Here is a 21,868-nt window from a genome sequence, read left to right on the forward strand (position 1 = left end):
ATGCCTCCCGGGCGCCCAGTCGCGGACCCGTGGTCGGCGCCACCCGCTCACCATAAGCGGGCCTCGCACGCGGCGCCTCCGGGCGCGGGAGCCGGCCCTCGGGGCCCTCGGCGGTACCGCGCCGCTTGTTCGATGAACCGTCCACTCGATGGGGTGAAAGACCGATTAGCCATAACTCGGATGGTGCGCCCGCGTTTTAACCGGTGCGGGCGAGTGCCCGCGACCATGTCTGGAAGGCAGGGAACCGCATGAGAAGGGTCACCCGAAACGGTGTGCTCGCCGTCGCCGCCTCCGGCGCGCTGGCGGTGGCGCTGCCGGGGTACGCGGCGTTCGCGTCCGACGGCGCCGACGCCGACGGCTCCTCGGCCGGTTCGCCGGGTCTGATCTCCGGCAACACGATCCAGCTCCCGGTGGACGTCCCGGTCAACGTCTGCGGCAACACGGTGGACGTGGTGGGGCTCCTCAACCCCGCCGCGGGCAACAGCTGCGCCAACGCCGGGGGGAGCGGCGCCTCCGGGAAGGCGGGCGGGTCGCACGGGGGCAAGGGTTCCGCCGCCGGCGGCGCCCGTGCCGAGGGGAGCGGAAAGGATTCGCCGGGCGTGCTCTCCGGCAACGGCGTCCAGCTGCCGGTGCACCTCCCGGTGAACGTCAGCGGCAACAGCGTCAACCTGGTCGGCATCGGCAACCCGGCCACCGGCAACGAGTCCGTGAACACGCCCGGCGACGACCCCGAGCCGCCGCCGGCGCGCCCCGCCCAGCCCGAGCCGTCCGCACCCGAGGAGGAGCGCGCCGACCCGGAGCCGAAGCCGGCCCCGCACGCCGCCCCGCCCCGCACCGGGTCGTCCCTCGCCCACACGGGGTCGGACCAGGCCCTGCCCGTCCTCGCGGGCGGCGCCGCGCTCGTCCTCGGCGGTGCCGTGCTCTACCGGCGCTTCCGTCCGGGCGCCGAAGGCTGACCCGAGCCTCTTCGGCCGGGGCGCCCGTACGCGCGGACGGGTGCCCCGGCGATCACGAGCCCGGCGTGCTCAGCCGCCCTCGATCACGAACCCGGCGTGCTCAGCCGCGCCCCTCGTGGAACCGCCGGTGCAAGGCGTGGATCTCCTCGGTGAGCTCCGGCACCGGCCCCTCCACCGTCACGCCCGGCGCCACCTCCCGCACGGCCAGCGGCCGCACCGGCATGGCGGCGGCGCCCAGCTCGGCCAGCCAGCCGCCCAGTTGCTCGGACGAGGCGACGTACACGATCCGGCCCAGGCCCACCCAGGCGTGCGCGGCCGCGCACATGGGGCAGTGCTCGCCCGACGTGTAGACCGTGGCCGCGGCCCGCTCGGCGGGGGTGAGATGGGCGGCGGACCAGCGCGCCAGCTCGAACTCCGGATGCCGGGTGCGGTCGCCGCCGGACACCCGGTTGCGGTCCTCGGCCAGCACGGTGCCGTCGGCGCCGGCCAGCACCGACCCGAACGGCTCGTCGCCGGCCTCCAGAGCCTCCGCCGCCAGCTCCAGGCAACGCCGCAGGTGCGGCAGTTCGACGTCCTTGACGACCATGGCGTGCGGCCCTCCTCGTGGCGGGGGATACGCGCACCAGCCTAAGGCCGCCGGCCCCGGTCCTCTTGCTATCGCCATTCCCTGGAGTTAGAGTCTCTAACGAAAGCGACTAGCAGTAGCTTCGTATGGGAAGAGGAGCGCCATGACCGCCGTCACCCCGCAGCCGCACGCCCCGCACGCCGTCCTCGGATCCGGTCCCGCCGGTACCGCCCTCGCCCGTGAGCTGGTGCGCAGGGGGCATTCCGTCCGTCTCGTGGACCGGCGGGGGGAGGGGCCCGCCGTCGAGGGGGTCGAGCGGTTCGCCGCCGACGTGAGCACCGCCGACGGCGCGCGGGCCGCCGTGGCCGGGGCGTCGGTGGTGTACCACTGCGTCAACGTCGCCTACCACCTCCAGGTCGAGGTGATGCCCCGCGTCCAGGAGGCCGTCCTCGCGGCGGTCGAGGAGACGGGCGCCCGCCTCGTCGTGCTCGACACCCTCTACCCGTACGGCGAGACCGGGGGAGCGGTGATGACCGAGGACAGCCCCTGGCAGGCGACCAGTCGCAAGGGCCGGATGCGCGCGGAACTGGACGAGAGGTACCTCGCGGCGCACCGCGCCGGCCGGGTCCGCGTGGTCCTCGGCCGCAGCGCCGACTTCGTCGGTCCCGGCGTGCTCAACTCCTCGCTCGGCGCCACGGTCTTCCCCGGTGCGCTGACCGGCGGCGAGGTCGTGGGCTTCGGCGACATCGACCTGCCGCACAGCTACACCGGCATCCAGGACGTGGCGGCCGGCCTCGCGACGCTCGGCGAGCGCCCGGAGGGCGACGGTCGGGTCTGGCACCTGCCCACCGCACCGGCCGTCAGCACCCGGGAGATCCACGCGATGATCGAGAAGCGGGTGGGGCGGCCGCTGAAGGTCGTCCTGCTCACCCGGCCCCGCCCCTTCGGCCCGTTCGACGAGCGGTTCATGGCCGAGTACGAGGAGATGTTCTACCAGCACACGGAGCCGCAGATCGTGGACTCCGGCGCCTTCGAGCGGTTCTTCGGGGTGTCGCCGACCCCGCTGGCGGAGACCCTGGACGCGACCGTCACCTGGTACGAGCAGTGGCTCGCCCGGGGGTGACGGCCGCGGCCTCAGCGGCCCGGACGCGACTTGGCGCGATCCAGCGCGGCCACGCCGACCGCGGCCAGGCCGATCTGGATGAGCCACTCGATCCAGTCCGGGCCGTCGGTGTCCGCCACGTCGAACGCCGAGGCGACCGCCGAACCGATCAACGCGGCGAGAATGCCGACGACGATCGTCCACAGGACGCCGATGCGCTGACGCCCCGGGACCACGAGGCGGCCCAGGACGCCGATCACGATACCGATGACGATGGCACTGATGATGCCGTCGATCTCCATCTCCACCCCATCTCGTCAAGTCCCCCGCAGTAGGGCTTCTGCCCGCTCCGGACAGCCGCAGTCCCCAGGGGCGCGAGCCCGCGTCGCACCCCCGGCCGAGGGGGTCGAGACGCGGGCGGGCCGGTCCACTGGTGAGCGGACCGGCCCGTACGGCTCCCTTCCGTCGTGCCTACCTCTTCGGGGCGCTCCGTGCCGCCGTACCGGCGCAGACCATGCCCAGGACCAGGGCGAGCGCGCCGATGATGATGTTGTTCCAGATGACGCCGGCGTCCGGACTCGAGCCGACGATCCACGGCGAGATGATCATCCAGACACCCATCGCGCACATAGCCCAGCTGAGGCCGTACATGCGCTCCGGCGCGCGCGTGAACCCGAGGGCCAGCAGGCCGATCGCGATGCCCACGATCAGGTTGTGGGCGACGAGGGCGGGCTGGCTGGTGGTGAAGTGGAGGATCCACGGGGACACGGCACAGTAGAGGCCGAGCAGGAACACCGGCCCGTCCACGAGTGCCACGTCGCGACCGCCGAGCATGCGCGCATAGCGCTCCTGCATCTCCGGGGCGTCGGGGTGGCTGGTGATGTCACTTCGGGAGTGTGAGACGTGGGCCATGAGTCGTCTCCTTCGACTTGCAGGGCCAACCGCTTCGAACGCGGTGTGCGGTAGCGCCGCATAAGAGTATTCTGCTCTTATTTTTCCCTTATGTGTAGTCGGGGAGGTCCCTCTGTCACACCCGTGTGAAATCCGCGTGCGCGGGCCGGGGGCGGGCCCCGATCTCCTTGACCCCGCTCGACGGCGACTGCCACGATCGACGCCATGACCACGCGACCGGACCTCACGCGGCGACGCCACGTCGACCTCGCACGCGTCTTCAGCGCCTCCTGTCGCGCCGCGGCCTGATCCCTCCGATCCGCCGCCCCTTCCCGCTCCCGCCGCACCGGCCCGGCACCGGTCCGCGAGCGACTTCCCGCACCGCCCGCACCCCGGTGGCCGCCCAGGCCGCCGCCGCGACCGGTGCTTCCCGCACCCCGGCCCAGCGGCTCCCCCGTGGAGCGGGCCGGGAGTTCCCCCGCGCCCCGCCCCGTCGGCGCGCCTCCCGCCTCCAGAGAAGAGGGCCCATGGCCACCGTCCTGTCCGTCTCCGGCAGTCCCTCCGCCTCCTCCCGCACCAACCGGCTGCTGCGCCACCTCGACGAACGGCTGTCCGCGCAGGGCCACGACGTGATCCCGCTCGACGTGCGCACCGTCCCCGCCGAGGCGCTGCTGGGCGCCGACCTCCGGCATCCCGCCATCACCGAGGCGGCCGCGCTGTTCGCCCGCGCCGACGGGGTCGTCGTCGGCACGCCCGTCTACAAGGCGTCTTACTCCGGCGTGCTGAAGGCGCTCCTCGACCTGCTTCCCCAGTACGCCCTCACCGGCAAGACGGTGCTGCCGCTGGCCACCGGCGGCTCCACCGCCCACGTCCTGGCCATCGACTACGCGCTCCGCCCGGTGCTGAACTCCATGGGCGCCGCGCACGTGGTGCAGGGCTGGTTCACGCTGGACCGCGACATCACGGCGCACGAGGACGGCTCGGTCACGGTCGCCCCCGGACCGGCGGAGGCCCTGGCCCAGGTCGTCGACCAGTTCTCGGCGGCCCTCGGCGCCCCGGTGCCCGCACCCGCGCCGGCCCCGACGGTGCTGGCCGCCGCCGGCTGACACCGCACCCGCCGCACGCGGCCCGCCCTCCGCCTCCCCCTCGCCCCACGCGGCCCGCGCCCGGCCCTCCTGGCCCCACGCGGCCCGTCCCGCCGCCTGCCCCGCCCGGCGCGCCATCCCGCCGCGGCCGAACGTCCCCGAACGGAGATCCCCGTGTCGTCCCTCACCTTCCACTGGTTCCTGCCCACCAGCGGCGACAGCCGCGACGTCGTGGGCGGCGGACACGGCGCCCCGGACACCGGCACCGGGCGCCGCCGCCCGCCGACGGTGGCCTACCTCGGCCAGATCGCCCGCGCCGCCGAGGACCTGGGCTTCACCGGCGCGCTCACGCCCACCGGCGCCTGGTGCGAGGACGCCTGGCTCACCACCGCGATGGTCTCCCAGGCCACCGAACGCCTGAAGTTCCTGGTCGCCTTCCGCCCCGGCTTCGTCTCACCCACGCTCGCCGCGCAGATGGCGTCCACCTTCCAGCGGCAGACCGGCGGACGGCTCCTGCTCAACGTCGTCACCGGCGGTGAGAGCCGCGAGCAGCGGGCGTACGGCGACTTCCTGGACAAGGACGCCCGCTACCGCCGTACCGGCGAATTCCTGCACGTCGTAAGGGAGTTGTGGCGGGGCGGCACGGTCGACCTGGACGGCGAGCACCTGCGGGTGGAGCAGGCGCGGCTCACGCGGGTGCCCGATCCCGTGCCCGAGGTGTACTTCGGCGGCTCCTCGCCCGCCGCCGTCGAGGTTGCCGCCCGGCACGCCGACGTGTACCTCACCTGGGGCGAGCCGCCCGCGCAGGTGGCCGAGAAGATCGCCCGGCTGCGGGAGGCGGCGGCGCGCGCGGGCCGCACCCTGCGCTTCGGCATCCGCCTGCACGTCATCGCGCGGGACACCGCGGCGGACGCCTGGGCCGAGGCGCACCGGCTGCTCGACGGCTTCGATCCGGCGACCGTCCGCGAGGCGCAGGCGAACCTCGCCCGCAGCGAGTCCGAGGGGCAGCGGCGCATGCTCGCCCTGCACGGCGGCTCCCGCGACGACCTGGAGATCCACCCCAACCTGTGGGCCGGGATCGGCCTGGTGCGCGGCGGCGCGGGCACCGCCCTGGTCGGCGACCACGACGAGATCGCCGACCGGATCGCCGAGTACCACGCCCTCGGCATCGACGAGTTCGTCCTCTCCGGCTATCCGCACCTGGAGGAGGCGTACTGGTTCGGCGAGGGCGTCCTGCCGCGCCTCGCCGCCCGGGGCCTGTGGCGCCACCCCGCACGCGCCGGGGCCGAAGCCGGCGTGCCGGTGCTGCCCGTCGCCGTCTAGACGGCGGCCAGCGCGGCCAGGTGGGCCTCGCGCACCGGTGCCGTCTGACCCTGGATCAGCAGGAACACCGCCTCCCGCGCCAGCCGTTGGGCGGGGCTGTCCACGCTCGTCGCGCGGCCGCCCCCGGCCACCACCGCCGCGGTCGTGGCCGCGCGCAGCAGCTCGTACGCCCGCGCCCGCAGTGCCAGCCGCTCCTCCAGGTGCTCGTGCGGCACGGCGTGGTCGGCGAGCCGGTACGCCCGGCGGCGGACCTCGTCCAGCCGCGCGCGCAGGCCGTCGGCCGCCTCAAGCTCGGCGGGCGTGGCACCCAGCAGGTCCAGCGCGGCGTACGCGAGGCCGAAGACGGCGGGGGTGGTGTTGGTGCTGCGGGGCAGGTCGACGCGCGCGAACTCCTCGCGCGCGGTGCGCAGTACGACCGCCTCCTCCGGCACCCGCAGGCCGTCCAGCGTCAGCGACACCGTCCGGGCCGCGGTCAGCGCCACCAGTCGCATCGGCGCCGACGCCCGCAGCCCCGGCTGCTCCCGGGCGTCGGCGAAGGCGAACACCACCTCGTCGGAGTCCGTCACACCCGCGAGCAGCATCACGTCGTTCAGGCCCCAGCCCGTGTACCAGGGCACGGTGCCGTCGAAGCACACCCCGCCCCGGTCGGCGGTGGCCCGCACCGGGACCCGGGGGTGGGCGCGGACGTGCGCGTAGGCGATGCCCGCGAGCAGTTCGCCGGTGGCGAGCGGACGCAACAGGCGTTCGCGGACGGCGAGTCCGGGCGCCGCCCGCGCCAGCATCCGCACCGGCGTGTGGTGCTGCGTCTGCACGAACCAGGTGGAGCAGCACGCCCCGGCCAGGATCTCGGCGACCTCGCGGGCGACCCCGTCCGGCGCGCCGGCCCCGCCGGACTCCCTCGGCGCGCTCACCCCGAGGATCCCGGAGCGCCGGATCTCCTCGATGTGGGCTGCGGGCACGACGTCCTGGTCGACGCGCGGGGCGGACGGGGCGAGCAGCTCGGCGGCGAGCCGGTGCGCTTCGGTGACGAGCGGGTGGGTCGAGGTGGTCATGCGGCGATTGTCCCGACCGGGTCCGCGAGGGCGGCGAGCGGGCACGGTGCGGCGAGTTGACGCCAGGCCGGAAATCACCCCGAGGGCGACTGGTCTACACCCTTGACTGGTACAGACCAACGCGGTTGAGTGTGCGTCACACCCCCCACTACGGCCGCCCCCGACGCCGTGACCGGCTCGTCCGGCGCGTGCGCACAAGGCGTCGCTCCGGCCCGCCTTGTGCGGGAGCGGCCGTGTTCCTCGAAGGAGGCAGTCCTGTGTCTAGGCGCCGTATCTCCGCCCTGGTGACCGTGCTCGCCCTCGCGGGTGCCGTGCCGGCGCTCCTGCCGGCCACCGAGGCGTCCGCCGCCGCGTGTTCGAGCTATCCGGCCTGGACGGCGGGCAAGAACTACAACGCCGGCGACATCGTCCGCTACACCGACGGCAAGGCCTACATCGCCGAGCACGCCAACCCGGGCTACGACCCGGTGATCAGCACCTGGTACTGGGAGCCGTACGCCTGCAGCGGCGGCCCGGGCACCCCGGTCGGCAACTTCGTGGTGAGCGAGGCCCAGTTCAACCAGATGTTCCCGGGCCGGAACTCGTTCTACACCTACAGCGGCCTCACCGCCGCGCTCAGCGCCTACCCCGGCTTCGCCACCACCGGCGGCGACGCGACCAAGAAGCAGGAGGCCGCGGCCTTCCTCGCCAACGTCAGCCACGAGACCGGCGGACTCGTGCACGTCGTCGAGCAGAACACCGCCAACTACCCGCACTACTGCGACTGGGGCCAGCCCTACGGCTGCCCGGCCGGCCAGGCGGCCTACTACGGACGCGGGCCGATCCAGCTCAGCTGGAACTTCAACTACAAGGCGGCCGGCGACGCGCTCGGCATCGACCTGCTGGGCAACCCCTGGCTGGTGCAGAACGACGCCGCCGTCGCCTGGAAGACCGCCCTGTGGTACTGGAACACCCAGTCCGGTCCGGGCAGCATGACCCCGCACAACGCCATGGTCAACGGCGCCGGCTTCGGCCAGACGATCCGCTCCATCAACGGCTCCCTGGAGTGCGACGGCCGGAACCCGGCGCAGGTCCAGAGCCGCGTCACCAAGTACCAGCAGTTCAGCCAGATCCTCGGCGTCTCCCCGGGCGGCAACCTCTACTGCTGACCCGCCCCGGCCCGGCTCCTCGGCCGCGTCCCGCTCCGGTGGGACGCGGCCGACTTGGCGTCCGGGAGTTTTACGTATAACCTCTCCGGTCAACCGTCCGTCCGGAAGGGTCCCGATGACACGCATCGCCCTGGTCACCCTCGTCGTCGACGACTACGACGAGGCGATCCGCTTCTACACCGACGCCCTCGGCTTCCGCCTGGCCGAGGACGCGCCCCGGCCCGACGGCTCCCGCTGGGTGGTCGTCGAACCCGGCAGCTCCGGGCAGGGCACGGCGCTGCTGCTGGCCCGCGCCAAGGACGAGGGCCAGCGCTCCCGGATCGGCGACCAGACCGGCGGCCGGGTGGGCTTCTTCCTGCACACCGACGACTTCGCCCGGGACCACGCCCGCATGACCGCCGCGGGCGTGACCTTCCTGGAGGAACCCCGGCACGAGCCCTACGGCTCGGTCGCCGTCTTCCAGGACCTCTACGGCAACCGCTGGGACCTGCTCCAGCCCGCCGCCTGAATCTCCGAACTTCCGCTCAGACCCCGCCGAGGAACCGCCGCACATGTCATCTACGCGCATAGACACCGCCACCCTCCGCCGCCTCCCCAAGGCCGTGCTCCACGACCACCTCGACGGCGGCCTGCGCCCCGCGACCGTCGTGGAACTGGCGGAGTCGGTCGGTCACACCCTGCCCACCACCGACCCCGGCGAACTGGCCGCCTGGTACTACGAGGCCGCCAACTCCGGTGACCTGGTGCGCTACATCGCCACCTTCGAGCACACCCTCGCCGTGATGCAGAACCGCGAGGGCCTGCTGCGCACCGCCGAGGAGTACGTCCTCGACCTGGCCGCCGACGGCGTCGTCTACGGCGAGGTCCGCTACGCCCCCGAACTGATGACGAACGGCGGCCTGACCCTCGCCGAGGTCGTCGAGACCGTCCAGGAGGGGCTCGCCGCGGGCATGGCCAAGGCCGCCGCCGCGGGCACCCCGGTCCGGGTCGGCACCCTGCTGTGCGGCATGCGCATGTTCGACCGCACCCGTGCCACCGCCGACCTCGCGGTGGCCTTCCGGGACGCCGGTGTCGTCGGCTTCGACATCGCCGGCGCCGAGGACGGCTTCCCGCCCGCCGACCACCTCGACGCCTTCGAGCACCTGCGCCGGGAGAACGTGCCCTTCACCATCCACGCCGGCGAGGCGCACGGGCTGCCGAGCATCCACCAGGCGCTCCAGGTGTGCGGCGCCCAGCGCATCGGCCACGGCGTGCGCATCACCGACGACATCCCCGACCTGGCCGCCGGCAAGCTGGGCCGCCTCGCCGCCTGGGTCCGCGACCGCCGGATCGCCCTGGAGATGTGCCCGACCTCCAACCTCCAGACCGGCGCCGCCACCTCCATCGCCGAGCACCCCATCACCGCGCTGAAGGACCTCGGCTTCCGCGTCACCCTCAACACCGACAACCGCCTCGTCTCCGGCACCACGATGACCCGCGAGATGTCCCTGCTGGCCGAGGAGGCGGGCTGGACCGTCGAGGACCTGCGCACGGTCACGGTGAACGCGGTGAAGAGCGCGTTCCTCCCGTTCGACGAGCGCAAGGCGCTGATCGAGGACGTCGTCCTGCCGGGTTACGCCGCGGCGCTCTGAACCAGTCCGCGCACATAGGCGGCCTGTCCGGCGTGCTGGAGATCGTCGGACAGGACGCTGACCAGGCGCGCGCCGAGGGTGACCGGCGGATCCCAGCTGTCGTCCACGACGCGCTCCAGGTCCTTCGCGGCCAGCGAGCGCAGGGCGCCCAGCGTCTGCTCGTGCACCGCGTCGTAGTAGCCGGTGAGCAGGTCCGCCGAGTCGACGCGCACCTTGGCGACCTCGCCGGGACCGTGGCCGAACCCGGTGTCGTCGGCGGGCAGGCCGAGGCCGAAGCGCTCCGCCCAGCCGCCGGCCCGCCACACCTGGTCGAGCCCGAAGGCGTCGGCCACGTGGTCGTCCTGGACGCGGGTGAGGTGCCACAGCAGCCAGGAGACGGAGTTGGCGTCGTCGGCGGAGCGGGCGTTCAGCCCCTCGGCGTCGAGCCCGGCGACGGCGGCGTGGACTTCTTCCCGGATGCGGCCGTAAGCCTCGATGAGGATGTCCTTTGCGTGCATACGACCACCATCGCGCAGTCCGCCCTCAGCCGCTCCCCGTTTCCAGCAGCTCCATCAGCGCCCGGGCCGCCGGACTGGTCGCCTCGGCGGGCGGCAGCAGCGCGACGGTCTCGTACTGCGAGTCGTCGGAGTCCTTGAGCGGCAGCGAGGTGAGCGAGGCCCGCTTGTGCCGGAAGTGCCGCGGCACGACCGCGATGCCGAGGTTCTCGTCGATCAGGTCGAGCAGACCGTGCACGTCGTTCACCTCCAGCGGCACGGTGCGCCGTACGCCCGCCGCCGCGAAGACGGCGTCGGTGACGCGGCGCGGGCCCCAGTCGGGGTGGAAGTCGACGAAGACCTCGTCGGCCAGATCCCCTGGGGTGAGCACCGCGCCCTCCGCCGCCCGCCGGTGGCCGGGGTGGCACAGGACCGTCATCGGCTCGCCGGACAGGGGGACCGAGCGCAGGTGCTCGGTGTCGCCCTCGGTGCGGTAGGCGAAGGCCAGGTCGAGCCGCCCGGCCGCCACCTCCTCGGCCAGCTCGCCGGAGCCCGCCTGCCGCAGCCGGATCTCCACGTCCGGGTGGAGCCGCCGGAACGCGGCCAGCAGCTTCGCGACCGGCACCCCGGCGATGCACTGCTCGGCGCCCAGCGACAGCGTGCCCCGCAGGACGCCCTGCACGGCGGCCACCGCCTCGTGCGCCGACCGCACCTGGGCCAGGATCCGCTCCGCCTCGCCCAGCAGCGCCCGCCCGGCCTCCGTCAGCGTCACCCGGCGGGTGGTCCGTACGAACAGCGGCGCCCGCAGCTCGCGCTCCAGCGCCCGGATCGACGCCGACAGACCGGACTGGGACACCAGCAGCCGCTCCGCCGCGCGGGTGAAGTGCTGGTCCTCGGCGACCGCAACGAAGTGCTGAAGATGACGCAGTTCCATGATTGAGAAGCGTAACCGCGCAATCCCATCGGATTCTTCTGTTGGACCACTGCACGCAGGTCAGGCCAGAGTGGAGGACGGTTCCAGCCGGATCCGCCCCAGCCCGTACCCGGGTGCCCAACCCCCTCTGGAGTCGCGTTGTACACCGCACACCCCGACCGCTACGCGGACCTGCCCTACCGGCGCACCGGACGCAGCGGCCTGAAACTCCCCGCGCTCTCGCTCGGCCTGTGGCACAACTTCGGCCCGGACCGCCCCGCCGAGACCCAGCGGGCGATCCTGCGCCGCGCCTTCGACCTCGGCGTCACCCACTTCGACCTCGCCAACAACTACGGCCCGCCGCCCGGCTCCGCCGAGTCCGCGCTGGGCGAGGCCCTGCGGACCGACTTCGCCCGGTACCGCGACGAGCTGGTCGTCTCCACCAAGGCCGGCTACCTGATGTGGCCCGGCCCGTACGGCGAGTGGGGCTCGCGCAAGTCGGTCCTGTCCTCCCTCGACCAGAGCCTGGGCCGCATGGGCCTGGAGTACGTCGACATCTTCTACTCGCACCGGCCCGACCCCGAGACTCCCCTGGAGGAGACGATGGGCGCGCTGCACTCCGCGGTGCAGCAGGGCAAGGCGCTCTACGTGGGTGTCTCGAACTACTCCGCCGAGCAGACCCGCGAAGCCGCCCGCATCCTCGGTGAGCTGGGCACCCCGCTGCTGATCCACCAGCCGCGCTACTCGATGCTCGACCGCCGCCCCGAGAGCGGCGGCCTGCTGGACGCCCTCGACGAGCTGCGGGTCGGCTCCATCGCCTACTCCCCGCTGGAGCAGGGCCTGCTCACCGGCCGCTACCTCGACGGCATCCCCGAGGACTCGCGGGCCGCGAGCGACAGCCCGTTCCTCAAGTCCGACGCGGTCACCGAGGAGCTGGTCGGCCGGCTGCGCGCCCTGGACGGGATCGCGAAGTCCCGCGGGCAGTCGCTGGCCCAGATGGCGCTGGCGTGGGTGCTGCGCGGCGGCCGCGTGACGTCGGCCCTGGTCGGCGCGAGCAGCCCGCGGCAGCTGGAGGACAGCGTCTCGGCCGTCGCGAACCTCGACTTCGGCGCCGACGAACTGGCGCGCATCGACGAGATCGTCAACCAGTAGGGCGCGACCGGCGCACACCCGGGTCCCGGAGGGCGGAGCGGACCGCCGCCCTCCGGGACCCGCTCCGTTCCCGGGCCGGCGCGCCCTCACGCCCCCGCGGGCACCCGGTCCAGGAAGCCGAGCACCGCGCTGATCCTCCCCTCGCCGTCCAGCGTGACCACGTCGGACCCGGCCACCGGCGCCGAGCCGTCGGTGTCGCTCACCAGCTCCCACGAGAAGCGCGCCGTGTCGTGGTGCCCGTCCACGGTGCCGGAGAGGCGGAAGGAGAAGCCGGGGAACTGCTCGTGCGCCGCCCCGATCACGGCGGCGATCTGCTCGTGGCCGCGGACGTCGGCCAGCGGGTCGGTGTAGCCGCCGTCATTGGTCCAGGCCGCCGCGACCGCTTCGGCCCGTGCCTTCGGCGCGGCGTTCCAGGCCTCGAAGTAGCGGGCGACGGCGTCTTCGTGGCGACGGGCGTTTGCGGATGCGGGCATGGCGGTCAGCCTCCATCGAGGTCGTGTGCGCTGGTCGGGACCGGATCCCGGTCTCGGCGACCCGGTACCGCAACCATGCCCGCGCCCCGGCGCGCGGTCGATTACCCCGGAGGTCATGACGCCGTCCCGCGCGGGGGCCGCGCGTCCGGCCGTCCCGAGTCGGCGGTGACGGCGGCATGCGTCGGCTTTCGGCCAACAACGGCCATGAATATGCCAGGAGACTGGCCGGAAATTCATGGTGACAGTGGTTCATCGGTGAACATACTCACCACTAGGGCCTCTCACACCATGCGACAGGTCCCTCACGCACAGCACACGAGCCGCACGGACGTCCTGCCCGACCGGCAGACGGTGGGTGACGGGGGAGGGTAGCAGTGCACGACGAGTTCCTGTGCCACGTCACCGCCTACGGCGTATGCGACGGCCGGCGCATCGGAGTACCGCTCGGGACCTACCGCGCCCCCACGCTCGCGCTGGCCCTGTGGTGGCTGCGAGACCGCGCCTCCTGGATGGCCGAGCGGCTGGACCCGCAGCCCGACAACCCCCACTTACCGCGCGCCGCCCTGACCCCCGTCGCCGACGACGCGCCCGACGTGCCGCGCGTCCTGCGCACCTGGTGCGCCGACGACCTCCAGCAGGAACTGGTCGCCGAGGAACTCGCCGCGGGGCGGCTGGTGCGGATCGCGACCAGCGACGACACCACCGAGTACGAGCTGATGGCCGAGTCCGTGGACGCCCTCCGCATGCAGCGCGCCTCGACGCCCCTCGTCGTCGCGGGGTACTAGGCGTCCGCGCGGCCCCGCCCCGTCCGCCGGGCCGCCCACCGGGCGAGCAGGCCGCCGAGGGCGCCCGCGACCAGCCCCCACAGCAGGGCGAGGCCCACCGCGGCCCACAGCCGCGGGCGCAGGAAGAGCCGCCCCGCCAGTCCGCCGCCGAGGTCGCCGATGCCGAGCACGGACAGCCCGTAGTGGGCGTGGACGCGGCCGACGAGGCCGATCATCAGCACGGTCAGGGCCAGCGCCACGGCATGATGCGCCGCGTGCCGCCACAGGGGTGTCCCGGCCGGTGCGCGCGCGGCCATGACGAAGCCGGCCGCCACGACCAGGACCGCCGCGGCGACCAGCAGCCACCACATCCGCCCGTCCTGTTCCGTGAGCGTGCCGAGGTTGACGGTCGAGACGTCGTCCGTGCGCAGCACCTCGTCCACGACCCGCGGCATCGGCAGCCCGAACGGTCCCTCGACCCGCCCGTTCCAGGTCGCGCCCAGGCCGATCGTGAGCGCCGGCCACGCCAGGTTCGGCAGGCCGAGCAGCAGTACCGCGAAGGTGTCCGCCGGATGCCCGCGCGTCCCGGCGACGACCAGTGCGACGACGATGCCCACGACGACGTAGGCGAGCAGCAGCGCGACCATCGCGTACGCCGCCGGCCGCACCGACGACTGGAGGCGCAGCAACCCCGCGGGCAGGGGCGCCGCGCGGGAGACCAGCAGCGCGAGCACGAGGACGCCCGCCAGCCACAGCAGCCCGAACAGGACGGTCAGCGGCACGTCCGCGGTGAAGCCCACGGTCGGGGTGACGCCGAACAGGTCGCCGAGGTCGCCGAGCACGCCCTCGCCGAGGGACACCTCGAAGGTCTGCCGGGCGGCGAAGGCCAGCCCCAGCAGGGCGAGCAGCCACAGAAACGCGATCCGGCCCGCCCAGCCGGCCAGCTCGGCGGCCCCGGCGACGGCACGGTGGCGCAGCGGCCGCAGGAAGCCGCCCGCCATCACCAGCGCACCCGCCAGGGTGACGGAGAGCGGCATCACGGTCAGACCCGCGTCGGTGTCCGCGAAGTCCCCGGCGTCACCGGCCAGTTCCAGGGCGCCGCCGACGGCGGTGACGACCGTCGCCACGACGACCCGCGGGAAGGCGTTGTCGGGCAGGTCCGCCGCTCCGGCCGCCCACAGCCCGAGCGCGGCCACCACGCCCATGGCGGCCAGCGCGGCCAGCACCGTGCCCAGGGCCTGCACCCAGCCGTGCCGGGCGGCCGCCCGGCCGGGGGATACGGGCCGCCCGGGCCGTCCGGAGGGGTTTCGCGCACTCACGCTGCCACGCTAAGCAGGCCCCGCCGGGCCCGCCCGCCGACTGGGCCGTCCGCGCGCCGGGCGCCGTCAGGCCGTACGGACGACCAGGGCGTGGTCGGCCGGGCGCCGTCAGGCCGTACGGACGACCAGGGCGTGGTCGCCGAGCCCCATGAGACGGCCGGGAGTCACCTCGCCCCGGGTGGTGAAGACGGCGAGGAGGCGTCCGGTCACCGGGTCGAAGGCGACGTCCAGCACCGTGCCGTGCGAGGTGCCCCCCTCGGTCAGGACCCGGTGGCCCAGCAGGTCGTGCCCGGCGGGCGCGGGCCCGGGACGGGCGGTGGATCGCACTCGTACGGTGCTCGGCCCGATCGCCTCCACCGCCTCCCAGGCCAGCGCGGTCTCCCGGCGCAGCCGCCCGCCGCGCAGCCGGACGTGGCGCACACCGCGGCCGGCGACGTCGACGTCCAGCGACGCCACCGTGCCGAGCGGCCCGGCACCGGCGGCCGACGGGACCACCGGCAGCCCGCGGACCTCGGTGAAGAGCATCACGGCAGCGAACCCCGCCACTGCCCCGGCACCCCGCCCACCAGGGAGCCGAAGCCCGGCAGGTCGTCGGCGACGTGCCGGACGGCGTCCTCGGGCAGCACGAGGTCCCGGCCGCTGACCGTGAGCGTCCCGCCGCGCGGCACGTACACCCGCCGCCGGTGACGCGTCTGCCCCGGCACGAACCGCCGGCTCGCCGCGACCCGGAAACCGAGCACCCGCCCGCCGGTGCCGCCCTCGACGACCACGTCGAGCACCGTGCCGACCTCGGACCCGGCCTCCGTCAGCACCCGCGCGCCCAGCAGCCGGGCCCGCAGGGGCTGCTGCCGCGCCGTCATCGCCGCGGCGTTCACCAGGGCCAGCGGATCGCGGATCATCACCGCGTCGTGCCCCAGCGCGTGCACGGCCGCCCAGGGCAGGCCGTCCTTCAGGGGGCCCGACAGCAGTCCCCGGCCGGTCAGGGTGAAACCGGTGACCCGGGCCGCGGCGGCGTCGCATACGGTGTCCTTGACATGGGCGACGGCGTCGCCGCCGAGGGTCACCACCGGCCGGGTGGTGATGCTTCGCGCGGCCATCAGCTCGTTCATCGCACCCCTTCCCGTCCTCTCGGGTTCCCCGCGGCACTGTGACGATGCCCGCACTGTGAGAAGACGGGGACTGCGCCGCGCGGTCCGGGGTACGAGGACGGGTGCAGCAGCGTCCGGCCAGTCCGGCTTTCGAGAGAGACACGCATGACCGAGCACCTGGACGGGGTAGTGATACAAACTGGTTTCGATGTCCCCGTCGAACCGCTGAGGCGGGCGGCACACTACTCCGGTGAGCCGGGATGCATAGCGCAGGCGCGTGGGTTCGCCGCGCACTTCCTCGACCAGCTGAGGACCGAGTGGTGCGCCGCCATAGGCCCCCGCTCCGACGGCGGCGTACTGCTGGTGGTGAGCGAACTCGTCACCAACGCCGACCGCCACAGCAAGGGCCCGTACATCCTGGAACTCGAGGGCACGGGCGCCTCGGTGGCGGTGACGGTCTACGACAGCAGCGGCGCGGTGCCCGAGCGGTTCCCCAAGGACCCCGAGCGGGTGGGGCACCACGGTCTGGAGATCGTGCACGCCCTCGCGCAGAGCGTCGTCGTCGAACCCGTCCCGGTCGGCAAGCGGGTCCGCGCCGTGGTGCCGCTCACCGAAACGTGAGCGTGGTGCCCCCCACCCGAGTGGGGAGCACCACGAAGGACGACGGCGGTCGCGGGGTCAGGCGCAGCCCAGCTCTCCCAGCATGCCCTCGCGCAGCCGGGTGATGATCCGCTTGATCAGCCGCGACACGTGCATCTGCGAGCAGCCCAGCTCCGCGCCGATCTCGGCCTGGGTGGCCTCCTCGACGAACCGCATGTGGATGATCCGGCGGTCGCGGTCGCTCAGCTCGGCCATCAGCGGCGCCAGCGAGTGGAAGTCCTCGACGAGCCGCAGACCGTCCTCCTCCACACCGATGAAGTCGGCCAGCACCGACTCGCCGCCCTCCGGACCGTCGCCGGTCAGGGCCGCGTCCAGCGAGGACGAGTTGTAGCCGTTGGAGGCGATCTGGGCCTCGACGACCTCGCTCTCGGCGATGTTCATGAGCGTGGCCAGTTCGGTGACGGAGGGCTCGCGGTCCAGGCGGGAGGACAGCTCCTCGCGCGCCTTCGCCAGCTCCACGCGCAGCTCCTGGAGCCGGCGCGGCACGTGCACCGCCCACGTGGTGTCCCGGAAGAAGCGCTTGATCTCGCCGACGATGTACGGCAGGGCGAAGGAGGTGAACTCGACCTCGCGCGACAGCTCGAACCGGTCGATGGCCTTGATGAGGCCGATCATGCCGGTCTGGACGATGTCCTCCATGTCGTCCCCGCGGCCGCGGAAGCGGCCGGCGGCGAACCGCACGAGCGACATGTTCATCTCGATCAGGGTGTTGCGCGCGTACTGGTATTCGTGCGTGCCCTCTTCCAGCTCCGTCAGACGCTGGAAGAACTGGCGGGACAGCTGCCGCGCGTCGCGCGGCGCCACGGCGCGCGCGTCCACGAACCCCGGCAGGACTCCGTCACCCGTCCCGCCCCCGGCGGTCTTCCCGACAACCTGCGCTTGCGGCCGGACCACGGCGGTCTCCATTACCTCTCCCACGAAAGTCACGGTGCAGACGTCTCCCTAGACCTCTCCCGCTTGCGGGTACCCGCGTTTCGGCAGCACATGCCCCCCGTTCTCACGCCTGGCGGAAAACGGGTGCCGCCGCTGCCTCGCGGTGTGCTCCTCGGTCTCCCACGCTAGTCCCGCCGCCGGCTTCCGTCACCCGCGGATTCCCCTCAGGGCGGAACGCCGGCCCCTTCCGTGCCGGCGCCGGCCTCCTAGGCTGAGGAGGTGACCAGCCACGTGCCGAACGAAGCCCGCGTCATTCCGCTGCGCCCGCAGGCCACGCGCCCGGGAGCCCGTCCCGCCGCCGCGCCGGTGCCCCCGGAGCGCCGGCCGCCCACCGTCCGCGAGCCCCTCTGGCGCGATCTCGTCGGCGACGTCCTGCGGGGCGAACGCCTGGCGCAGGAGCGCACCCTGAAGGACGTGTCGGACGCGGCCCGGATCTCCATGCCGTACCTGTCGGAGGTGGAGCGCGGTCGCAAGGAGGCGTCGTCCGAGGTGCTCGCCGCCGCCGCGGGCGCCCTCGGCCTCTCCCTGGGCGACCTGCTGGCCCGGGCCCACGGGGAACTGGTCCGCCTCACCTCGCGGCACACCGGCGCCGGCCCCGGCCGAAGCACCCCCGGCGCGCGGTTCGACGGGATGTGCCTGGCCGCCTGAGCAGCGCTGTCCGGGCCGGCGCCCCGCGCGGCGCCGGCCCGGAGGCTCACACCCGGGCCAGCCGCCGGGCGAGCACCTCGTCCGCCAGGCCGTACGCGACCGCCTCCTCGGCGGTGAACACCTTGTCGCGGTCCATGTCGGCGCGCAGGGTGGCGACGTCGTGTCGGGTGTGCCGGGCCAGCACCTCCTCGACCTGGGAGCGGATGCGGACCATCTCCTTGGCCTGGAGCGCCAGGTCGGACACCGTCCCCTGCCGGCCGCCGCTGGCCGGCTGCCCCAGCAGGACCCGCGCGTGCTCCAGCACGAACCGCCGCCCGGAGTCCCCGCCCGCCAGCAGCACCGCGGCCGTGGACGCCGCCTGCCCGACGCAGAACGTGGAGATCGGGGCCTGCACGAACGTCATCGTGTCGTAGATCGCCATCAGCGAGGTGAAGGAACCCCCGGGCGAGTTGATGTAGACGGCGATCTCGGTCTCCGGGGCCGCCGACTCCAGGTGCAGCAGCTGCGCGATCACGACGTTGGCCACGCCGTCGTCGATCTCGGTGCCCAGGAAGATGATCCGCTCCGACAGCAGCCGGCTGAAGACGTCGTAGGACCGCTCGCCCTGCGGGGTGCGCTCGACGACGTTCGGAATCGTGTAGCTCCCCATGTCACAGCCCCATCCGTCGCACACCGGCGGCCGGGCGCACGTCCGCGAGGGACTCGACGACCCGGTCGACGATGCCGTACTCCCTGGCCTCCTCGGCGGTGAACCAGCGGTCGCGGTCGCCGTCCCGGGAGATGGTCTCCGGGCTCTGCCCGGTGTGCTCGGCGGTGATCCGCTCGATGGTCCGCTTGGTGAACTCCAGGTTGTCGGCCTGGATCTCGATGTCGGCGGTGGTGCCGCCGATGCCCGCGGAGGGCTGGTGCATCATGACGCGCGCGTTCGGCAGCGCGTAGCGCTTGCCCGCCGTGCCGACGCTCAGCAGGAACTGCCCCATGCTGGCGGCGAAGCCCATGGCGAGCGTCGAGACGTCGTTGGGGATCAGCCGCATCGTGTCGTAGACGGCGAGCCCCGCGTGCACGGAGCCGCCCGGGCTGTTGATGAAGAGGCTGATGTCCGCGCGCGGGTCCTGCGCGGACAGGATCAGCAGCTGAGCGCAGACCCGGTTCGCGGAGACCTCGTCGACCTGTGTGCCCAGCAGCACGATCCGCTGGTCGAGCAGCTGCGCGGCCAGCTGCTCGTCGAAGCGGGTGACGGGCGTGTCGCCCTCCTCCGCGCGGGGTGCTGCGGCCGGCCGTGGACCGGTGATGAGTGGGGACATCGGTGCTCCTCGTGGAGTCGTGGACGATCTCGGGAAGTCGTTCGGCGCCCGGCCCGCGGTGCCGTGCCCCTCCACTCTCGGCCCGCCGCGGGCCCGCGCGGCGCGTTCTCTGCCTGCCGCAGATTCGCCACGGGCAGAGCGCTCCGGGACCGATGAGTTTCCCGGCCCTCTCCGGTCGACAGTGGTGACGCACTTCGACGCCCCCAGGAGGCAGTCATGAGCACCGACGGATTCACCACGTGTCTCTGGTTCGACGGCACGGCCGAGGAGGCCGCCCACTTCTACGTCTCCCTCTTCAAGAACTCCCGCATCGGCCCCGTCACCCACTACCCGGAGGGGTCGTACCAGCCGGCGGGCACCGTGCTCACCGTCGAGTTCACCGCCAACGGCCAGAAGTTCGTCGCGCTCAACGGCGGCCCGCAGTTCCGGTTCAACGAGGCGGTCTCCTTCCAGATCTCCTGCGAGAGCCAGGACGAGGTCGACCACTACTGGAAGCGGCTGACCGAGGGCGGCGGCGAGGAGGGCCCCTGCGGCTGGCTGAAGGACCGGTTCGGCGTGTCCTGGCAGGTCGTCCCGATCCGGCTGGAGGAGATGTTCCGCGACCCCGACCCCGCGAAGGTCGCGCGCGCCAACAAGGCCATGATGTCGATGCGCAAGCTCGACATCGCCGCCCTGGAGCAGGCGTACGCCGGGCAGTGAGGCCCCGCTCCGGCGCGCGCGGCGCACCGCGGATGACTAGCGTGAGGAAGCGGACGGCCCCTGCCGTCCGGACCGGTCAGTACGCGCACGGGAGGCGGCACCATGGCCGTGCAACCTGAAGGGGCCCCCTGCTGGGCCGACGCGATGTTCGGCGACGTCGAGGCAGCCAAGCGCTTCTACGGCGACGTCCTCGGCTGGACCTTCGGCGAGTCGTCGTCGGAGTACGGCGACTACACCCAGTGCTACGCGAACGGCAAGGCGGTGGCGGCCGTCGTGCCGCCCATGCCCGGCCAGGAGGGCCCCGCCCAGTGGTGCCTCTACCTCGCGTCCGCCGACGCCGCGGCCGCCGCGGCCCGCATCCGGGCGGCCGGCGGCGAGGTGGTGATGGAGCCGATGCGGGTCGGCGACTTCGGCACCATGTGCCTGGCCCGCGACCCGAGCGGCGTCGTCTTCGGCGTCTGGCAGGGCGGCACGCACGAGGGCTTCGAGGCGATGGCCGAACCCGGCGCGTACTGCTGGGCCGAGGTCTTCACCCGCGAACCGGCGAAGTCGGACGCCTTCTTCCCCCAGGTCTTCCCGTACCGGGCGAAGCAGATGGAGGACGAGGGGATGGACTTCCGCCTCTTCGACCTCGGCGAGCAGACCGTACTGGGCCGCATGGCGATGGGGGACGACTTCCCGCCCGAGGTCCCGCCGTACGTCAACGTGTACTTCACCGTCCCCGACTGCGACGAGGCCGTGTCCCGCGCGACCGCGCTCGGCGGCATCCTGCGCTTCGGGCCGATGGACACCCCGTTCGGCAGGTTCGCGGCTCTGAGCGACCCGCAGGGCGCGGCCTTCTCGGTGATCGACATCACCCGGACCGAGGGGGAGATGCCGAAGGTCACCGACGTCCCCTGAGCCCGGTCCGGGCACCCCGCCGGCCATGGCATGATCGAGCGCATGGGTGAACGAGTGGTGGCCGCGTGCGACGGGGCGTCGAAGGGAAACCCGGGTCCGGCCGGCTGGGCCTGGGTGGTGGCCGACGCCTCCGAGACCCCGGTCCGCTGGGAGGCCGGCCCGCTCGGCAGGGCCACCAACAACATCGCCGAACTCACGGCGCTGGAAAGGCTGCTGGCGTCGACCGACCCCGGTGTGCCGCTCGAGGTCCGCATGGACTCGCAGTACGCCATGAAGGCCGTCACCACCTGGCTGCCCGGCTGGAAGCGCAACGGCTGGAAGACGTCCGCGGGCAAGCCGGTCGCCAACCGGGAACTGGTCGTCCGCATCGACGAGCTGCTCACCGGACGCTCGGTCGACTTCCGCTACGTACCCGCCCACCAGGTCGACGGCGACCGGCTCAACGACTTCGCCGACCGCGCCGCCAGCCGGGCCGCCGTCGTCCAGGAGCCCGCGGGCAGCGACCTCGGCTCCCCGGAGCCCCCGCCCGCACCCGACGCCCCCGCGGCCGCCCGGGCGCCGCGCAAGAAGGCGGGCGCCACCCGCGGCGGCGGCCGGAGCGGGGGAGCGGCCCGCACCATCAAGGCGAAGTTCCCGGGCCGCTGCCTGTGCGGACGCGGCTACGCGGCGGGGGAGTCCATCGCCAAGAACGACCAGGGCTGGGGCCACCCGGAGTGCCGTACGGCGGCCGCCGGCTGAACCGGCCCCGGCCCCGGCCGCGTGGCTCCGCCCCGGCCGCCCCCGGCTTGC

The 21,868-nt window shown here is 73.5% G+C and carries 27 protein-coding genes; 14 read left to right on the forward strand and 13 right to left on the reverse strand.

What is annotated here, in order from left to right; all coding sequences use genetic code 11:
• The first annotated feature begins 248 nt into the window (after positions 1-248).
• Positions 249-956 carry a chaplin gene (locus IE108_RS30700; RefSeq protein WP_107420055.1) on the forward strand — a complete coding sequence of 236 codons (708 nt, stop codon included), beginning with the start codon at positions 249-251 and terminating at the stop codon, positions 954-956.
• Positions 957-1,056: 100 nt separating this feature from the next.
• Here the strand turns inward: IE108_RS30700 and IE108_RS30705 are convergent, their stop codons facing one another.
• Positions 1,057-1,542 (reverse strand): nucleoside deaminase, encoded by a 486-nt coding sequence (locus tag IE108_RS30705; protein WP_064726314.1) that lies wholly within the window; start codon positions 1,540-1,542, stop codon positions 1,057-1,059.
• A gap of 142 nt (positions 1,543-1,684) precedes the next feature.
• On the opposite strand from IE108_RS30705, the gene IE108_RS30710 reads away from it, so the two are divergent.
• Positions 1,685-2,644, forward strand: a complete 960-nt coding sequence (locus IE108_RS30710) for an SDR family oxidoreductase (RefSeq protein ID WP_064726313.1) — start codon at positions 1,685-1,687, stop codon at positions 2,642-2,644.
• 11 nt (positions 2,645-2,655) lie between these two features.
• Here IE108_RS30710 and IE108_RS30715 read toward each other — a convergent pair whose 3' ends face one another.
• Positions 2,656-2,925: a GlsB/YeaQ/YmgE family stress response membrane protein gene (locus IE108_RS30715; protein WP_064731618.1), complete on the reverse strand. Its 270-nt coding sequence runs from the start codon at positions 2,923-2,925 to the stop codon at positions 2,656-2,658.
• Between the two features lie 169 nt (positions 2,926-3,094).
• On the reverse strand, positions 3,095-3,535 hold the full coding sequence (locus IE108_RS30720; protein WP_064726312.1) for an SPW repeat protein: 441 nt from the start codon (positions 3,533-3,535) through the stop codon (positions 3,095-3,097).
• Positions 3,536-4,041: 506 nt separating this feature from the next.
• Here IE108_RS30720 and ssuE point away from each other — a divergent pair.
• Both ssuE and IE108_RS30730 read left to right on the forward strand, forming a co-directional pair.
• Positions 4,042-4,620, forward strand: coding sequence for an NADPH-dependent FMN reductase (gene ssuE / locus IE108_RS30725; RefSeq protein WP_064726311.1), 579 nt, complete (start codon positions 4,042-4,044; stop codon positions 4,618-4,620).
• Positions 4,621-4,773: 153 nt separating this feature from the next.
• Entirely contained in the window at positions 4,774-5,922 is a 1,149-nt protein-coding gene (locus IE108_RS30730) for an LLM class flavin-dependent oxidoreductase (protein ID WP_064726310.1), read from the forward strand.
• On the opposite strand, the gene IE108_RS30735 is transcribed toward IE108_RS30730, so the two are convergent.
• Positions 5,919-6,974 carry an acyl-CoA dehydrogenase family protein gene (locus IE108_RS30735; protein WP_064726309.1) on the reverse strand — a complete coding sequence of 352 codons (1,056 nt, stop codon included), beginning with the start codon at positions 6,972-6,974 and terminating at the stop codon, positions 5,919-5,921. The two genes, IE108_RS30730 and IE108_RS30735, sit on opposite strands and share 4 nt — an antisense overlap.
• A gap of 257 nt (positions 6,975-7,231) precedes the next feature.
• On the opposite strand from IE108_RS30735, the gene IE108_RS30740 reads away from it, so the two are divergent.
• From IE108_RS30740 to IE108_RS30750, 3 genes are all read left to right on the forward strand, one after another.
• Entirely contained in the window at positions 7,232-8,122 is an 891-nt protein-coding gene (locus IE108_RS30740) for a glycoside hydrolase family 19 protein (protein WP_064726308.1), read from the forward strand.
• 115 nt (positions 8,123-8,237) lie between these two features.
• A complete protein-coding gene (locus tag IE108_RS30745; RefSeq protein WP_064726307.1) occupies positions 8,238-8,630 on the forward strand; it encodes a VOC family protein in 393 nt (130 codons plus the stop codon).
• A gap of 43 nt (positions 8,631-8,673) precedes the next feature.
• Positions 8,674-9,753 (forward strand): adenosine deaminase, encoded by a 1,080-nt coding sequence (locus tag IE108_RS30750; RefSeq protein ID WP_064726306.1) that lies wholly within the window; start codon positions 8,674-8,676, stop codon positions 9,751-9,753.
• On the opposite strand, the gene IE108_RS30755 is transcribed toward IE108_RS30750, so the two are convergent.
• Together IE108_RS30755 and IE108_RS30760 are read right to left on the reverse strand one after the other, a co-directional pair.
• Positions 9,735-10,250: a mycothiol transferase gene (locus IE108_RS30755; RefSeq protein WP_064726305.1), complete on the reverse strand. Its 516-nt coding sequence runs from the start codon at positions 10,248-10,250 to the stop codon at positions 9,735-9,737. The genes IE108_RS30750 and IE108_RS30755 overlap by 19 nt on opposite strands.
• Positions 10,251-10,275: 25 nt before the next feature.
• Positions 10,276-11,160, reverse strand: a complete 885-nt coding sequence (locus IE108_RS30760; protein WP_064726304.1) for a LysR family transcriptional regulator — start codon at positions 11,158-11,160, stop codon at positions 10,276-10,278.
• A gap of 138 nt (positions 11,161-11,298) precedes the next feature.
• Between IE108_RS30760 and mgrA the strand changes: the two genes are divergently transcribed.
• Positions 11,299-12,291 (forward strand): L-glyceraldehyde 3-phosphate reductase, encoded by a 993-nt coding sequence (gene mgrA, locus IE108_RS30765; protein WP_064726303.1) that lies wholly within the window; start codon positions 11,299-11,301, stop codon positions 12,289-12,291.
• Positions 12,292-12,377: 86 nt separating this feature from the next.
• On the opposite strand, the gene IE108_RS30770 is transcribed toward mgrA, so the two are convergent.
• Positions 12,378-12,764 (reverse strand): nuclear transport factor 2 family protein, encoded by a 387-nt coding sequence (locus tag IE108_RS30770; protein ID WP_064726302.1) that lies wholly within the window; start codon positions 12,762-12,764, stop codon positions 12,378-12,380.
• A gap of 374 nt (positions 12,765-13,138) precedes the next feature.
• Between IE108_RS30770 and IE108_RS30775 the strand changes: the two genes are divergently transcribed.
• Complete coding sequence (locus tag IE108_RS30775) at positions 13,139-13,549, forward strand: hypothetical protein (RefSeq protein WP_064726301.1); 411 nt, start codon at positions 13,139-13,141, stop codon at positions 13,547-13,549.
• On the opposite strand, the gene IE108_RS30780 is transcribed toward IE108_RS30775, so the two are convergent.
• The 3 genes from IE108_RS30780 to IE108_RS30790 all read right to left on the reverse strand — a co-directional run bounded on the left by IE108_RS30780 (position 13,546) and on the right by IE108_RS30790 (position 15,956).
• Entirely contained in the window at positions 13,546-14,847 is a 1,302-nt protein-coding gene (locus IE108_RS30780; protein WP_229852537.1) for a streptophobe family protein, read from the reverse strand. The genes IE108_RS30775 and IE108_RS30780 overlap by 4 nt on opposite strands.
• A 108-nt stretch (positions 14,848-14,955) precedes the next feature.
• Positions 14,956-15,375 (reverse strand): PRC-barrel domain-containing protein, encoded by a 420-nt coding sequence (locus tag IE108_RS30785; RefSeq protein ID WP_064731616.1) that lies wholly within the window; start codon positions 15,373-15,375, stop codon positions 14,956-14,958.
• Positions 15,372-15,956 carry a PRC-barrel domain-containing protein gene (locus tag IE108_RS30790; protein WP_064726300.1) on the reverse strand — a complete coding sequence of 195 codons (585 nt, stop codon included), beginning with the start codon at positions 15,954-15,956 and terminating at the stop codon, positions 15,372-15,374. The genes IE108_RS30785 and IE108_RS30790 overlap by 4 nt, the downstream gene beginning before the upstream one ends.
• Before the next feature lie 144 nt (positions 15,957-16,100).
• Here IE108_RS30790 and IE108_RS30795 point away from each other — a divergent pair, with 144 nt between their 5' ends.
• Positions 16,101-16,556, forward strand: a complete 456-nt coding sequence (locus IE108_RS30795) for an ATP-binding protein (RefSeq protein WP_064726299.1) — start codon at positions 16,101-16,103, stop codon at positions 16,554-16,556.
• A 57-nt stretch (positions 16,557-16,613) separates the two neighbouring features.
• Here IE108_RS30795 and IE108_RS30800 read toward each other — a convergent pair whose 3' ends face one another.
• Positions 16,614-17,501, reverse strand: a complete 888-nt coding sequence (locus IE108_RS30800; RefSeq protein ID WP_064726298.1) for an RNA polymerase sigma factor SigF — start codon at positions 17,499-17,501, stop codon at positions 16,614-16,616.
• 246 nt (positions 17,502-17,747) lie between these two features.
• Here IE108_RS30800 and IE108_RS30805 point away from each other — a divergent pair, with 246 nt between their 5' ends.
• Entirely contained in the window at positions 17,748-18,176 is a 429-nt protein-coding gene (locus IE108_RS30805) for a helix-turn-helix domain-containing protein (protein ID WP_064726297.1), read from the forward strand.
• Positions 18,177-18,222: 46 nt separating this feature from the next.
• Here IE108_RS30805 and IE108_RS30810 read toward each other — a convergent pair whose 3' ends face one another.
• Positions 18,223-18,825 (reverse strand): ClpP family protease, encoded by a 603-nt coding sequence (locus IE108_RS30810; RefSeq protein ID WP_064726296.1) that lies wholly within the window; start codon positions 18,823-18,825, stop codon positions 18,223-18,225.
• 1 nt (position 18,826) lies between these two features.
• Positions 18,827-19,480: an ATP-dependent Clp protease proteolytic subunit gene (locus tag IE108_RS30815; protein WP_064726295.1), complete on the reverse strand. Its 654-nt coding sequence runs from the start codon at positions 19,478-19,480 to the stop codon at positions 18,827-18,829.
• Between the two features lie 216 nt (positions 19,481-19,696).
• Here IE108_RS30815 and IE108_RS30820 point away from each other — a divergent pair, with 216 nt between their 5' ends.
• The 3 genes from IE108_RS30820 (at position 19,697) to IE108_RS30830 (ending at position 21,817) form a co-directional block, all read left to right on the forward strand.
• On the forward strand, positions 19,697-20,179 hold the full coding sequence (locus IE108_RS30820; protein ID WP_064726294.1) for a VOC family protein: 483 nt from the start codon (positions 19,697-19,699) through the stop codon (positions 20,177-20,179).
• Between the two features lie 102 nt (positions 20,180-20,281).
• A complete protein-coding gene (locus IE108_RS30825; protein ID WP_064726293.1) occupies positions 20,282-21,079 on the forward strand; it encodes a VOC family protein in 798 nt (265 codons plus the stop codon).
• 30 nt (positions 21,080-21,109) lie between these two features.
• Positions 21,110-21,817 (forward strand): ribonuclease H family protein, encoded by a 708-nt coding sequence (locus IE108_RS30830; RefSeq protein ID WP_064726292.1) that lies wholly within the window; start codon positions 21,110-21,112, stop codon positions 21,815-21,817.
• The last annotated feature ends 51 nt before the right edge of the window (positions 21,818-21,868 follow it).

It is taken from the genome of Streptomyces parvulus (assembly GCF_014648855.1).
GTDB classification, from domain to species: Bacteria; Actinomycetota; Actinomycetes; order Streptomycetales; family Streptomycetaceae; genus Streptomyces; species Streptomyces parvulus.